At 47.1% G+C, this 14,773-nt stretch carries 10 protein-coding genes; 6 read left to right on the top strand and 4 right to left on the bottom strand.

What is annotated here, in order from left to right; all coding sequences use genetic code 11:
• The first annotated feature begins 179 nt into the window (after positions 1 to 179).
• From MUK70_RS05300 to MUK70_RS05310, 3 genes are all read left to right on the top strand, one after another.
• Complete coding sequence (locus MUK70_RS05300; RefSeq protein WP_234657476.1) at positions 180 to 1,199, top strand: LLM class flavin-dependent oxidoreductase; 1,020 nt, start codon at positions 180 to 182, stop codon at positions 1,197 to 1,199.
• 293 nt (positions 1,200 to 1,492) lie between these two features.
• The gene (locus MUK70_RS05305; protein ID WP_234658316.1) at positions 1,493 to 4,876 is read left to right on the top strand and encodes a SusC/RagA family TonB-linked outer membrane protein; all 3,384 of its coding nucleotides are present in this window, start codon (positions 1,493 to 1,495) and stop codon (positions 4,874 to 4,876) included.
• A gap of 14 nt (positions 4,877 to 4,890) precedes the next feature.
• A complete protein-coding gene (locus tag MUK70_RS05310; RefSeq protein WP_234658315.1) occupies positions 4,891 to 6,438 on the top strand; it encodes a SusD/RagB family nutrient-binding outer membrane lipoprotein in 1,548 nt (515 codons plus the stop codon).
• An 85-nt stretch (positions 6,439 to 6,523) separates the two neighbouring features.
• Here the strand turns inward: MUK70_RS05310 and MUK70_RS05315 are convergent, their stop codons facing one another.
• Entirely contained in the window at positions 6,524 to 7,504 is a 981-nt protein-coding gene (locus MUK70_RS05315; protein WP_234658314.1) for a hypothetical protein, read from the bottom strand.
• A gap of 248 nt (positions 7,505 to 7,752) precedes the next feature.
• On the opposite strand from MUK70_RS05315, the gene MUK70_RS05320 reads away from it, so the two are divergent.
• Positions 7,753 to 8,568, top strand: a complete 816-nt coding sequence (locus MUK70_RS05320) for an AraC family transcriptional regulator (protein ID WP_234658313.1) — start codon at positions 7,753 to 7,755, stop codon at positions 8,566 to 8,568.
• A gap of 97 nt (positions 8,569 to 8,665) precedes the next feature.
• Positions 8,666 to 11,122: a TonB-dependent receptor gene (locus tag MUK70_RS05325; RefSeq protein WP_234658312.1), complete on the top strand. Its 2,457-nt coding sequence runs from the start codon at positions 8,666 to 8,668 to the stop codon at positions 11,120 to 11,122.
• Positions 11,123 to 11,151: 29 nt separating this feature from the next.
• Here MUK70_RS05325 and MUK70_RS05330 read toward each other — a convergent pair whose 3' ends face one another.
• Together MUK70_RS05330 and MUK70_RS05335 are read right to left on the bottom strand one after the other, a co-directional pair.
• Entirely contained in the window at positions 11,152 to 11,742 is a 591-nt protein-coding gene (locus MUK70_RS05330; RefSeq protein ID WP_234658311.1) for an HD domain-containing protein, read from the bottom strand.
• Positions 11,743 to 11,806: 64 nt separating this feature from the next.
• The gene (locus tag MUK70_RS05335; protein WP_234604358.1) at positions 11,807 to 12,160 is read right to left on the bottom strand and encodes a winged helix-turn-helix transcriptional regulator; all 354 of its coding nucleotides are present in this window, start codon (positions 12,158 to 12,160) and stop codon (positions 11,807 to 11,809) included.
• 125 nt (positions 12,161 to 12,285) lie between these two features.
• Between MUK70_RS05335 and MUK70_RS05340 the strand changes: the two genes are divergently transcribed.
• Positions 12,286 to 13,281, top strand: coding sequence for an SDR family NAD(P)-dependent oxidoreductase (locus MUK70_RS05340; protein WP_234658310.1), 996 nt, complete (start codon positions 12,286 to 12,288; stop codon positions 13,279 to 13,281).
• Between the two features lie 34 nt (positions 13,282 to 13,315).
• On the opposite strand, the gene MUK70_RS05345 is transcribed toward MUK70_RS05340, so the two are convergent.
• A complete protein-coding gene (locus MUK70_RS05345; RefSeq protein ID WP_234658309.1) occupies positions 13,316 to 14,773 on the bottom strand; it encodes a TolC family protein in 1,458 nt (485 codons plus the stop codon).

Consider the following 14,773-nt stretch of genomic DNA (forward strand, 5'->3'; position numbering starts at 1 on the left):
GTTTAACTAACGGGATTTTAGCTAGAAAAAGCATGCCAGGAAGATAGCTAGATTAATAAAAGGTGAGATTTTTTTCGCCATATTATTCCGGGAGGTCTGGAAAATGATGGAGAAAAAGGAACTAGCAAGCTGATTAAATGATTTTAACTGGCAGCGTTCTTACATTTTAATACATGGACATGGCCGATAAACAAATTCACGATATACCCTTTTCCATTCTTGATCTTGCACCGATCACGGAGGGAAATAATGCAGCTACTACATTTAAAAACAGCCTCAAGCTTGCACAGCGTGTTGAAGAGCTGGGCTATAACCGATACTGGCTTGCCGAGCACCACAATATGGAAAGCGTAGCCAGTTCGGCTACTGCTGTGCTGATCGGCTACATTGCCGGTGGCACAAATACGATCCGTGTGGGCAGCGGCGGCATCATGTTGCCCAACCATGCCCCATTGGTGGTTGCCGAACAGTTCGGCACGCTTGCGTCCCTTTATCCGGACCGCATTGACCTCGGACTCGGGCGTGCGCCGGGAACAGACCAGGTTACCGCCCGAGCGCTCCGGCGCAACTACATGGAATCCGCGCAGGATTTTCCGGACGATATAATAGCGTTGCAAACCTATTTTTCCAAAGAAAACAGCAATTCCAAGGTACGCGCTATTCCTGGCGAAGGCCTGGATATACCAATCTGGATATTGGGTTCGAGCACCGACAGTGCACAACTGGCTGCGCACCTGGGGTTGCCTTATGCATTCGCCAGCCACTTCGCACCCAACCAGTTTATGACTGCGATAGACCTGTACCGCCGGAATTTCAGGCCGTCCCGATATCTTTCGAATCCTTATGTAATGGCTTGTGTGAATGTGATCGCCGCGGATACGACGGAGGAAGCGGAGCGTCTTGCAACCTCTTTCTTTCAACTCGCTACCGGAATTATCACAGGCAGACGCCGCCCTCTGCAACCACCCGTGAAAAGTATGGACGGACTTTGGGGAGAATATGAGGAAGCGGCCGTGAGACAGATGATGAAATACACATTCATCGGGGACAAAAAGAAGGTAAGCAGTGACCTTGTCTATTTTCAGCAACATACACAGCTGGATGAATTAATGGTAACCAGCCATATTTTTGACCCGGAAGCGCGTATTCACAGTTACGAAGTCCTGAAAAGTGTGCAGCATGCAGGGGTTGTGGGATAGTCGGCCTCTTGCCTGATATTTAGGCAGGATCACAGACTGAATTTAAATACATATTAACAAAAACGCGAGCGCGGCGGCCTGTATCTGGCCGCCGCGCTCGCGTTTTGTTGCTGGTCAAGCACTATCCAAATACAAATAGGAAAGTTTAGTATTAATTAATATTTAGTTAATACCTTAGCTATAATAGCGGATTACCTTTGTTTTGAGATACAATTATACTTCTTATGGTTAAGTATGATTTAACTCTCGTCTCCCTTTCCATCTTTTCTGTACAACGTTTTAACCCTTGTTTTATGAAATCATTTTTTATCAAACCCATTGTGCTGGTGCAGCATGGACTGGTTGCCCTGGGCATGCTGGTTGTGTCTCCGCTGGCGGAAGGTGCGGGTGGCCCTTTACGGCCTTTAACCGAAACTGGCCACGGAGAACGCGTCCGCCAGGCGGAACCTGTGAATTTGCCGTCAGGCAGAACTGTGTATTCCGACAAAGAAATTGATCTTGACATTGCGGGGAAAGTGGTGGACAGCAAAGGGCAGCCGTTACCAGGAGTGAACATTATCGTGAAAGACTCGCAAAAAGGAACTTCAACAGATGCAAATGGAAAATTTGTGATCAATGTTGATTCAGAAAAGGACATTCTCGTATTCTCATTTATAGGTTACCAAACGCAGCAGGTCATTGCGGGCAATCAGAAAGAAATTTCTGTTACGCTGGAAGAGGATACTAATGTGCTGAACGAAGTGGTGGTAACCGCGCTGGGAATTACCCGGGAAAAGAAATCCCTTGGTTATGCGACGCAACAGATCAAAGGCGATGTCATTAATGAATCGCCCGCTTCAAACTTTGTCAATAACCTTTCGGGAAAGATCGCTGGCGTCAACATCAGCGGCGCGGGTGGCGTTGGGTCTTCGGCCAGGATCGTGATCCGGGGTGAATCCTCGTTATCCATGCAAAGCCAGCCTTTATTCATCATCGATGGCGTTCCGGTGGGTAATGATGGCACAAATAACAGCGGATCAGCCGATTACGGAAACAGTGCATCGGAGATCAATCCCGCTGACATTGAGTCGGTTAACGTTTTGAAAGGTCCTGCGGCCGCAGCATTATATGGTTCACGCGCAGCGCGTGGTGCGATTGTAATCACAACCAAGAAAGGCAGTAACAGAAAAGGCGTGGGCGTCAGCTTCAACTCATATCTGTTTGGGACGAAAGTCGGGCGGTTACCTAAGTTCCAGAATCAGTTTGGCCAGGGTAACAATGGTCAGTATGAAGGTTCAAATTTTGGTGCGAGCTGGTCGGCCTACCCCAATGGAAACAATGATGATTATGACGAAAGCTGGGGGCCCAGAATGGACATTGGCACAACCAAAGCACAATTTGACTCCCCAACAGCCAATGGTTTCCGCGGAGCGGACGTGGCGGTAAACAACCGCGGCGACATTATCCAGACGCCCTGGGTCTCGCAACCCAACAACATCAATGATTTTTTTACAACCGGGAAAAAATACTATAATAATCTGGCTTTTTCAGGCGGCAACGAAAATGGCGATTACCGGCTTTCGCTTACATCCCTGAATGAAAAAGGGGTTATTCCAAATAACAATCTGGACCGCTATCAGGTAAACCTGAACAGCAGCTATCACCTGACTAAGCGGTTGACTTCTTCCATCAATATTAATTATGTAAAACAAACCAGCGACAACCGCCCTGACAATGGTTATGGACGCAATACATTCATGTACTTTTTTACCTGGATGGGACGTAACGTGAACATGAACAGTCTGAAACGTTACTGGCAGCCCGGGCTGGAAGGCATTCGCCAGTTTCAGTATAACTATGGCGAAAACCACAATAACCCTTTCTTTTTGCAGTATGAAAATACCAAAGGGCAGGATAAAGACCGGGTTTACGGGAACATTGCTCTGGAATACGCATTTAACGACCATTTGAAGCTGAAAGCAAGGGTCGCAGATGATTTTTACAATGATTTCAGGCCGATGCAATGGGCGGTAAGCACCGTAGACAATGAAAGCGGACGTTACGAAATTGTGCAGATCAAAAACGAAGAGCGTAATGCTGATTTCCTTTTGACCTACAACAATACATTCCATAACCAGGATTTTGGATATAACATTTCTGTGGGCGGAAACCGATTTGACAACTTCGGGCATAGCGAAAATGTGGCAGCTCCGCAGTTACTGATTCCCGGTGTTTACAGCATCAGCAATACGGCCTCGCCGCTTACAGGAGGTTCAAGCAGATATAAAAAACGCATCAACAGCCTTTACGGAACAGCAAACCTGAACTACAAGGACTATGTATATCTGGATATCACGGCCAGAAATGACTGGTCGAGTACGCTGCCCGCGGGAAATAACGCTTATTTCTATCCTTCCGTTGGCCTGAATGGTAACCTGAAAAGCATTCTCGGCCTGCCTGACGTGATCAGCCAGGCGCAATTGCGGGGAAGCTGGGCCAAAGTTGGTAATGACACAGGGCCATATGCTTTGAAAAATACCTACAATTACGCAGCGCCCTGGGGAAGCAATTATGCGCTCACCGGAACAGGCGGACTTTTGAACCCGAATCTGAAACCGGAGATTATTACAACCTTCGAATTTGGAACTGCGTGGAGCTTCTTTAACAACCGGGTAGGCTTTGATGTAACCTATTATAATGCGCTTTCCAAGAACCAGATCATCAGTTTGCCGACCGTGCAGAGTTCGGGTGCAAGCAGCAGGCAGATCAATGCAGGCGAGATCAGGAATAAAGGCGTGGAAGTGGTTGTAAACATTGCGCCGGTAAAAACGGCTGATTTTCAATGGAATGTTACCTTGAACTGGTCGCGTAACGTAGGCAAGCTCGTGTCACTGACAAGCGAAGTTGACAAAATCGTTCAGGCTGCTCCTGGGGAAGATGCTTCCATTCAAGCACGTGTGGGTGAGAAAATGGGTGCCATCTGGGGGCCAGGCTATCAGCGTGTGAAGGAAGGCCCGATGGCAGGTGAAGTGATTATTTTCAACGACGCTTATCCGAGGCAAACCAGCGAAGATATTTATCTGGGTAACTATCACCCGGATTGGATCGGGGGCATCTATAATCAGCTCAATTACAAAGGTGTAAGCCTTAATTTTATGTTCGGCGGGCAGTTTGGGGGTAAATTTGTCTCACGGTTCTATAATAAAGCAGCCGGTGCAGGTCAGCTCGAGGAAAGTGCACTGGGACGCGGCGCGCGCACGCCTGGTAAGGAATATGATGCGCCGTACTACATCCCGGGCGCTGCACAAATGGAAGATGGAAGTTATCAGCCTAACAACACGAGCACGGACGGGACTTACAGCGCCGGTGTTTACGGCACAAAGGCCAGGGATTTTATCAAAAAACCACTTGACCATATTTCCGAGGCGCAGCTATTCAGCTCCACGTATTTTAAGCTGCGCGAAGTGTCGCTGGGCTACGCATTGCCCGCTAAATGGCTTGCTAATGGCAAATTTATCAAGACAGCCAGAGTTGCCGTTACAGCCAGAAACCTATTCCTGATCACGCCGAAAAGCAACAAGCACTTCGATCCCGAGGTAACGACAGCCACAGACGGCGGCGGATTGATTCCAGGATTTGAAAACATGAGCACGCCTTCGACGCGTGAAATGGGTGTTAGTCTGAACCTGAATTTTTAAAAATTAAAATCTGAATGATGAAAAAGTTAAGCTACATATACGGATTGCTGCTGCTGCTGAGCGTGAGCTGCACCGACGATTTTGAAGAGATCAATAAAAACCCGAACTCGCCCGATGTGGTGACCAATGTGGGTTTGTTGTTGCCCAACGCGATCCGCGCGTCGGTGAACAAGAGCTATTCCAGCGCGTATGATCGCGGCGGGATTGCGGCCAATCTGCTGGCCTCCGATTTTGCAAGTAATTTCAGTAACTGGACAAGAGCCGATGCGACGGGATATTTTCTTTGGAATTATTACGACTATATCCGTGATCTGAACGAAGTCATTTCGATTTCCGAAAAACAAAACCTGAAAAACTACAAAGGCGTCGCGCTGGTTTTGCGTTCCTGGATGTTCCAGAGCCTTACGGATATCTACGGACCGATCCCATTCCGCGAAGCGGCTAATGCCAAGTTGCAGGGAATCAGCGCACCGGCTTACGAAACGCAGGAGGCCGTCTATGCCGGCATACTGGCTGATCTGGCGGAAGCGAACACGCTTTTGGGTGCGGGAAATGAGACGGTTACGGGCGATATTTTGTACAACGGAAATACAGCCAACTGGAAAAAACTGGCGAATGGTTTGCGGTTGCGCTTGCTCATGCGCCAGTCGAAACGGGTAAATCCTACGGCTGAAATGCAAAAAATTGTCGCAGATCCTAACACTTATCCGCTTTTTACATCGCATAAAGATCAAGCTGCATTGGAATATCTGGCCGATATGCAGGCCAACGAATCGCCGTTTTACAGGTCAGGCAATGGCGGCACGAACACAAAAGTTTCCAAGCAGCTTGTCGATTATCTGAAAACCACGAACGATAAACGCTTATTCATTTATGCCTTGCCTACGCCCGCCAGCAGCGCAATCGACGCGAACGGCAATCGCCCGGACCCATCCAAATTTGTTTATGCAGGCGATCTGAACGGCATAGGCATGTTTCCGAATGCCAACATTACATCGCCTTCAGGCATGCTTTGGATGTCAATCCAGTTTAGTCCGGATCTGGCTTCGGCGAAAGGCGGTCAGGGGATTATCATGAGCTATTCGGAGGTTCAGTTTATATTGGCAGAAGCAGCTGAGAAAGGCTTCATTTCAGGTGGATCTGCCGCCGCCGGGAACTACTATTTAAAAGGCATCAAAGATCAGTTCGCGTATTACGCTTCCCGGGTGCCAGCTAACTATGCGGCGTCTTATCTAAAACTTTCGCCCGCAAGTATCTCAGCGGATGACAGTTATTTCAAACAGGAAGCCATAGCTTACACCGGGACTGCGGCGCAAAAACTTGAAAAGATAGGCGTTCAGAAATGGATCTCTCTGTATCAGATCGGTTTCGAAGCCTGGTCCGAGTGGCGAAGAACGGGCATACCAAAAATTCCGGTTGGGCCTGTGGGGCCTGGTTATGTTCCAAGGAGGATGTTTTATCCTGCCGACGAGCTAAGGATCAACGAAGCCAACTATCAAAAGGCCGTTTCCTGGCTAGGCGCCGACGATCTCAAATCGCGTGTATGGTGGGATGTTAACTAAATTCAATGTTGAAAAAGCCGGAAGAAAGTTTCCGGCTTTTTCTGTTTACACCAATGTTCGTGGATTGAATGCTGTCTGCAAACATTTATGCCAAAAAGTCCCGCAGCAAGTCTCCCGGAACCGTACCATTGATATTTGTCTCAGCCAATGTTTCCCCGATCTCCGGATTCATGAGAACAGAAAATGTATTAACCGGACGTGCAGGCATCGGATCGAAGATGAGCTGTTCGGGGAAGCGGGTCAGCTTGATCGAAGAACTGTCCGGATCCTGCTCGATAAAGGTGTCAAAATGGGTAAAATTATTGTTAACAAGGTCTAATACAGGTTCTTTCGATTGCGCAAGCTTTTCCTTGAACCCGATTGCCGTTCCATAATTTACCATATATTCACAAAGCCTGCGAAATAATTTTGGCATAATGCAAACGTCCTGCGTGATCGAAATCAGTGAACTAGCATCAATTCCTGTGTGAGTCGCATCCACGGCATGCAGTTCTCTGCGCTGGTCGCGGGCTTCAAGCACAGCTTCATTGAGCGTTTCGCGCAAGTCAAAAAACAGACCTTCGTAATAAGTAGGGTAGGCATAACCCTGCAACAGCGCCTGATAGTTGTAGCTGTCGCGAAGGTGTTTGGTGGTGAGAAAAATGCTGGCTCCATCCTCCTTATCGATGTCCCCCGCAAAAACGAAGGCAATAGGCCGGCCATATTTTTCGATCGCTCGGGTTACAATGTAGCCGGGTGTCCCGTCGTTGGCTGAAACCACGGTCTTGTGCAAAACGTCCCATTCCACATCAGTAATGCCAACGAAGCTCAACAGACTATCCATTGCTTTATTGGCCAGTGTCAGGGGCTGATGAAATACACCGCCACCACTAGGCGGAGTGTAATGCGTTTCCAGGGTGTCGATAGCCTCCAGACGCAGCTGAACGTGGTTGCGCGCATTGAATTTCGGTCTGCCACCGGGAAGTGACTGAACGAAAGCAGTATTGTCGGGTTCGAACCGGATGGAGTCGCCATCCGGAGAATAGTTTCGTACATGAAACTTGCCCTTAATCAGCGTAAACGGCATAAGGAGATGAGTTTAAATAGTGAAAACTGAGTAAACCAAATGCTAAGATTGGGTAGATTAAGTTTAATATTCCGTCAGCAAATTCCTAACCGTTGGATAGTAATAACAAAAGCACAATGTTGGGAATATGAAATTAGAATTTTAATCGTAATATTGCGATTTAAATTTGGTCTCATGTTTGCGCCAATCCCATGTGCTGGATCAATAGTTGATGTTAATTCTCTTTATTATCAAGTTAAACTCGTTTGATGGAAATCCCGATTAAAAACAAGCTTGCCAAAAAGGAGCTTTTCAAGATAAAGAGAATGAAGGAAGTGATCAAAACGACCGATCCACACGGCCATAAAGACTATCTTGAGATCATTTATTTGGAGCAAGGTGCTGGTTTTCATCAGATTGATTTCAACCGCTTTACGGTTAAGCCGCACAGCCTTTATCTGGTAATGCCCGGCCAGATCCACAGCTGGGAGCTGACGGAAATTCCCAAAGGGTTTGTTGCTATGATCCAAAAAGACTTTTTGCTGGACCAGCCACTCTATAACACACTTTTCCAAACATTCCCATTGTCGCTGCCCAGTGGATTTGATCTGGAAGCTGCGAAAGAAACATTCTCGGACATTTTCAGGAACATTGAACTTGAATATACGAGGGGACTTTCCAATCATGAGGCCGTAATCCAAACGTATTTGCTGCTGCTTTTTAATCTGCTAAAAAGGGAAATCCGGGACCACCAGGCCGTCCCGTATCCTGCATTGCTGAAAGACTTTTTTGATTTGTTACAAGCAGATTTCCAGGCGCACCATGAAACCGCCTTTTATGCGGATCAACTTCATATCACTCCCAAAACGCTCAACACCGCCTGTAAAAAGTTCCTGGGAAAAACAGCGGGAGCGGTAGTTAATGAAAAATTGACTGCCGAGGCTAAAAAGCTGCTCCTGTATTCACACCGGAACCTGACCGAACTGGCATTCGAGCTTGGTTTCTCCGACGCGTCGCACTTCAATAAGTTTTTCAAACGCCAAACCGGCGTGCTCCCCGGGATTTACCGCAAGGGAATTTCCTGAATGTACCAGAAATCGGCGCTTATGTACAAAGTCTATAAACATTGTAGAGTTAAATTTGCGCTTCTGCCGGAGCAGCAGAAAGGGCATTTTACTCAACATGAAAACTTTTACAGCAACATTACTCGCCTTAATCCTTTCGCTAGCCACCTTGCAGGCGCAAACCAGCGTCACGATTTCCGGCAGTGTAGCCGACAAGCAAACCAGCAAGCCTCTAATGTATTGTTCCGTCGCGCTTTTCAAAAGCCTGGATTCGAGTTTGGTAACAGGTGTTTTAACAAGCGAACTGGGTGTTTTCAGGTTTGAAAAAGTAGTTCCGGGACAGTATTATCTGCAAATACAATACATGGGATACAACAAATCGATTGTTGCAGTTCCGGGAGATATCGGTAGCCATATTCAGGTTCCCGCCATCCTGCTCGACCCGGATCCGCGGACTTTACAGGAAATAAGCGTCACCTCAGAGCGGCAGGCGCTGGAAAATAAGGTCGATCGGCAGGTTTACCGGGCCAATCAGTTTCTGGGCAGCCAGGGAGGAACGGCCATCGATGTCTTGAAAAACACACCGTCTGTCACAGTGAACAGCGAAGGAAACATTACACTCCGGGGATCATCCGGATTTTTGGTGTTGGTCAATGGGAAACCGGTGCAAAGTGATGCGACAACGGTCCTGAACCAGATACCGGCCAATACGATTGAAAATGTGGAAGTGATTACCTCGCCGTCCGCCCGGTTTGATCCCGACGGCAAGGCCGGCATCATTAACATTACAACGAAAGCGGGAGCGGTGGAAAGCAGGTCTTTTTCGGCAAACATTCAGGGCGGCTTCCCGGCTATTTACCGTTATGATAATCTGGAAAGCCCATTGCGTTTCGGCGCAGATGCGACGTTTAACATCCGATCCGGCAAATGGGATTTTAACCTGAGCGGCAATTATTTACGGAACGACATTGCAGGACAGCGCACCGGAGATGTAAACACGACCATTGACAACGTATTCACCTCGTTTCCTTCTGACGGCGAGCGCAGTTTCACCCGCTATAATTATACTGCACGAAGCTCCGTTTCTTTCACTCCGAATGCCCGCAATACATTTTCAGCAGGTATTTATACCGGATTTCGTTCGCTATCACGTCGCGCCGACATTGTTTATCATAACGTAAAAACAGACCTTATTTCAGGTGACACAGTAGGGCAGATCACCTATTTCAATTCCAACGTGGCGCGGAAATCCGGAAGGATCACATTAGGTAATCTGGACTATACGCACACTTTTGATAATAAATCAGCACTGGCCATTTCCGGGCTTGTGGAGCATGCAGACGTGGATGGGCTTACTACTAATCTTAATTTGCAAGAACCAGACAGAAAAACGCTTCTGCAGAGCAACCGGAACCCGAGTAAAAACCCCTTGGATGCGTTCAGGATAAAAGCTGATTATACAGTAAATGTGGGGACAGGGAAACTGGAAACAGGTTATCAGTATCGCAGTCAAATTCAGAAGGGGAGTTTTCAGTATCTGGACCTGAATTTAGAAAGCGGGGACTTCATCGTATTGCCGGAATTCAGCAGCAATACGAAAGTCGATAACGATATTCATTCGGTATATGGACAGTATTCGGCCAAATCCGGCAAATTGGAATACATTGCCGGCTTACGATATGAATATGCAACGCGCGCATTCACCGCAGGCACACAGCAAACATTGAACCTCAACTTATCGAATCTTTTTCCTTCGCTCAATCTGCAATATCAAGTAAGCAGTTCGCTCCGAACCAAAATTGGTTATAGCAAACGCGTGCAACGCGCGACGAACAGTGAGCTAAATCCTTTTCCCGAACGGGAGCATTCCGAGACACTCGAATCCGGCGATCCGCAAATCCTGCCAGAGTTTATTGACCTTTCTGAGTTAGGTGTGGTGAAGGATTTAGAAAAGGGAACTGTTTTTGCAACCATCTATAATCAGCGAATCAAAAATGTGGTGAACCGTGTCAACAGCGTTTATAATGACACGATATTGAATCGCATTTACACCAATGCCGGATTAGCAACTTCCTGGGGCCTCGAGGCAGGCACAACATTAAACCTGGCGAAATGGTGGCAGTTTTACGGAGGCGGGAATTTATATCATTATAAAATAAAGGGAGCCCTTTTCGACGATAATGTAAATGTCAGCACGTCGAGCTGGGTATACTCGATTAATGCCAATACAACTATTAAATTTTCAAGGACTTTTCAATTGCAGGGCGCGCTGAATTATTTGTCAAAACGCGTCACTGCGCAAGGCGAGGATTCACGATTTATCACGCCCAGTTTATCTGCAAGAAAAACACTTCTTAAAGGGAAATTGGCTGCAACCTTGCAATGGCAAAACGTGGATCTGGGGCTCTTTGGTTCGAACAGGCAACGGATCACGACATTTGGAAAGGACTTCTTTACCACCACCAACTACATTCAGGAAACAGATATCTTTATGATTAACCTGAGTTATAATTTCAACCAGACTTCGAAGAAAGCAAAATTACCGGCGAGTGAATTTGGCGAGAAGGAGTTTTGAAAAGGCCTTTTTTTTGATAGAGTGAATCGCTATTTTCTTAAAATTCCTTTTTCAACGCTCTCATTGATAAGCTGTTCCGCATATTGCCAGATCGAATCTGACCCTTGTTGAATAATTTGTTTTTTGTTGTAAACCTTTTCATAGTTTATACCGAACTCATTCCAGGTGCCACCGTTGTTAGACGTGTTTTGAAGCAACGGTTCGAGGCGGTCCATGGCACGGGCGAATTTGGCTTCGTTGGTCTGTCCAAGCTCAAACTCTTCCCAAATAGCAATCAGTTCACCGGCTTGCTCGTCGGGAAGTAACCCAAAGATCCGGTTGGCGGCTTTTCGTTCTTCTTCCGTGTTGCTATGGTCTTTTTGGGTGTCGTAAATGAAGGTGTCTCCCGCGTCAATCTCCACAATGTCATGGATCAGCAGCATTTTGATTACCCGCAATAAATCGATCGGAAAGTTGGCGTGACCTGCTAACACGATAGCCATGAGCGACAAATGCCAGCTATGTTCTGCATCATTCTCGTTACGATCGCTATTGATCAGCTTCGTCTTGCGCAGAATGTATTTGAGCTTATCCACTTCTTTGATAAACTCAATTTGTTTTAAAAGGTCGGCTGGTTGCATTTGTATTTTTTATTTGATCAAAACTGAGTGGCAATGTAATGCCCGGTCTGTAAATACCGGCAGGTTATTCACCGATGATCTTCTTGCGATGCGCTATTCCCCAATCCGTCAGGTTGTTGATGATTGTTTTCAATGTCAGTCCATGGTCGGTAAGCTCATACTGGACCGTGATCGGCTGTGTGTCCAGGACCGTTCGCTTAATGAGCTGATTAATTTCCAGTTCCTTTAATTCCTTGCTCAGCATTTTGTTGGAAATGCCGACTACGTCGTTCAGAATGTCTGAAAATCTCCTTTTGTTATAATAGCAAATAGAAGAGATGATAGATATTTTCCATTTACCATTCAGCACATCCATCGAATCCTGGACGGCCATCATTTCCTTTTTGTGTTTGTCGTTTTGACGCGGTTCGCATTGCATAGGTTAGTTGGTTACTTCGATGTTACTGTTACTTTTCGTTACAAAGTTACTATTATAAACAGTTGGAACATAACTTTGTAATTCAAAAAAGAGTGAGAAAGTGAAACCAATTAAGAGATCAAATCATGAAACAAAATAATTATAACGGCGCGTTGCAGCAACCAGTGGGTTCAGGATTTAATGCCACATCAACCGCCAGTGATGTAATGGAAGGAATAGATTTAACAGGAAAAATTGCGATTGTGACCGGCGGATATACCGGAATCGGTCTGGAAACTACCAAAACCTTGGTGGAAGCGGGAGCAACTGTGGTTGTGCCTGCGAGGAGCATTGACAAGGCCAGGGAAAATTTACGTGGAATCGCGCAGGTGGAAATCGAGGAAATGGACCTGATGGACCCCGATTCCATAGATGCATTTGCGGAGAAGTTTTTGGCATCGGGCAGACCGTTGCATCTGCTTATTAATAATGCCGGGATTATGTTCGTGCCACTCCGAAGAAATAGCCGTGGGATTGAATCGCAGTTAGCAACCAATTATTTAGCACCATTTCAGCTGACTTCAAGATTATGGGGTGCATTGAAAAAAGCCGCTGGCGCCAGAGTGGTGAATGTATCTTCGCAAGGCCACCAGTTTGCCCCATTTAATTTCGAAGATCCGAATTTTGAGAATTCGGAATACCAAACATTGCAGGCTTACGGGCAGTCCAAAACCGCGCTTAATTTGTTTTCGCTCGAATTGGACAACCGTGCCAAAGCATCTGGCGTAAGAGCCTACGCAGTGCATCCGGGCAATATCTGGGGAACGGAGCTGACCAGAGAGGCGCCTCTGGAAATATTGCAGCAATTTGGCTTTTACGACGATAAAGGAAATGTGGTCCCGGAAGTGATCGCATCCCTGAAAACCATCCCGCAAGGCACAGCCACAACCATCTGGTGCGCTACAAGTCCGTTACTGGCCAACATCGGCGGTGTTTATTGTGAAGATGCGGATGTTGCAGAGCTGGCTTTGGGTCAAGGGTTTTCAACTGGCGTGAAACCTTACGCATTGGACGAAGCTGCCGCAAAACGCTTATGGGAACTGACCGGGGAACGGTTTGGCATTTCATTTGATATGGCATGATAAATAGGCCTATCGTTTCGGAACAGCGTGAATGCTATTCATTTTGAAGCATTCCTGCTTTGTAATACAGGTCTGCAAGCGATTGCTGATATTTTGTCACAAGCTCTGCCTGTTTCATCATCATGTCAATCAGCTTTGATTCACGGCTGTTGATCAAAAACAATGTGCTTTCTCCCAGGTCGAATTTTTGCAGCTCGCCGCGAAGCAAAGCTTTCTGGTTCGTAATGCTCTGCGTCTGAATCGACAGCTGCGTCTGGTAGGCTTTCAGGTCGTTGAAGGAGCTGCGGATATTGGTCCGGATCATTCGCGTTTCGTTTTGGACATCGAGGGTGAGATCCATTTGTTTTACTTTGATCTCGTTCAGTTTACCCCTTGCCGATCTAAGGAAAAGAGGAAATGAAAAGTCGAAACCAACTTTGTAATTGTTCCAGCCGATATCATAATATTCGGGCACATAGGAAGTGAAATCCCTGCGCGTGGTGAGCAGTGAGCCGCTTACATTCAGCTTTGGTTTCAGCATTTCGCGCAGGTAATTCCGCTCAATGGCGAGCTGCAAGGATTTGCTGCGCAACATTTGCAGCTTGGGGTGATTGTCTTCGGCACTGTTTAGCAGGTTGTCCAGCTGATAGGCCGTTACGACGGCCAACGCCGAGTCGGCATTTACGGGAATGGCATCCGCTGGTAATTCCAGCGGATTTCCTTTTTCATCCCAAATATGGTTGGAAACAAGCAACCTCGAATTTTGGATCTCAATCTCAATCCGCGCTAGCTGAATGGATCTTTCCTGCACTGTAATGAATGCTTCCACAGAATCGATTGCCGGTTTGTCGCCCAGTAAAGCCTGATTACGCGTGGCAATGTATCGTGTATTCGCTAACTCGACCCCGCGGCGGATCAGATCGTATTGCTGATGCGCATAAAACCAGTTCCAATAATCTTTTACGGCCTGAAACCACACCTTATTGATTTCATTCACCCTTTCTGCTTCGGCATAATCCACCATGATCCGCGATTGCCGTAATGTGTTTCGCCTGGCATCAATCAAAAGTCCCTGACCGATTGGCACGCTGATACCCACGCCACCCAAGCCCGACAACGGAGTAGTGGTTTCCGGGTTGGTATATGTGCCAACATTTCTGTCAAAATCAACTTTTAAATCTGCCCCGGCCAGCCATAACGGGACTTTCAGCTCGCTTGTCCAGTGGTTGTAATATGCCTTTCCGCCGAATTGTTTCTGGTCAAATGACGCTTTCAGGTTTGGATCAAAGCTGCCCAGTGCCTGGGTTACCCGCGCGCGCGCGGCATCACCCAGCAGCCCGGCCTGTCTGACGACCGGGTTATTCTGCATCACAAGCTCCCGAAGGTCGGCGATTGAAAATATTTTCGAAGTGTCAGGCGCGCAGGCATTGCCAGCGCGCACGTTTTGCACAAGTAAGCAGGTGCAGAGCAAGACGCCCCATCTTATCATTGCATTCATCTGAGTTCGCTTCAT

Origin of the sequence: Dyadobacter chenwenxiniae, from assembly GCF_022869785.1 — a bacterium.
In the GTDB taxonomy this organism is placed as follows: Bacteria; Bacteroidota; Bacteroidia; order Cytophagales; family Spirosomataceae; genus Dyadobacter; species Dyadobacter chenwenxiniae.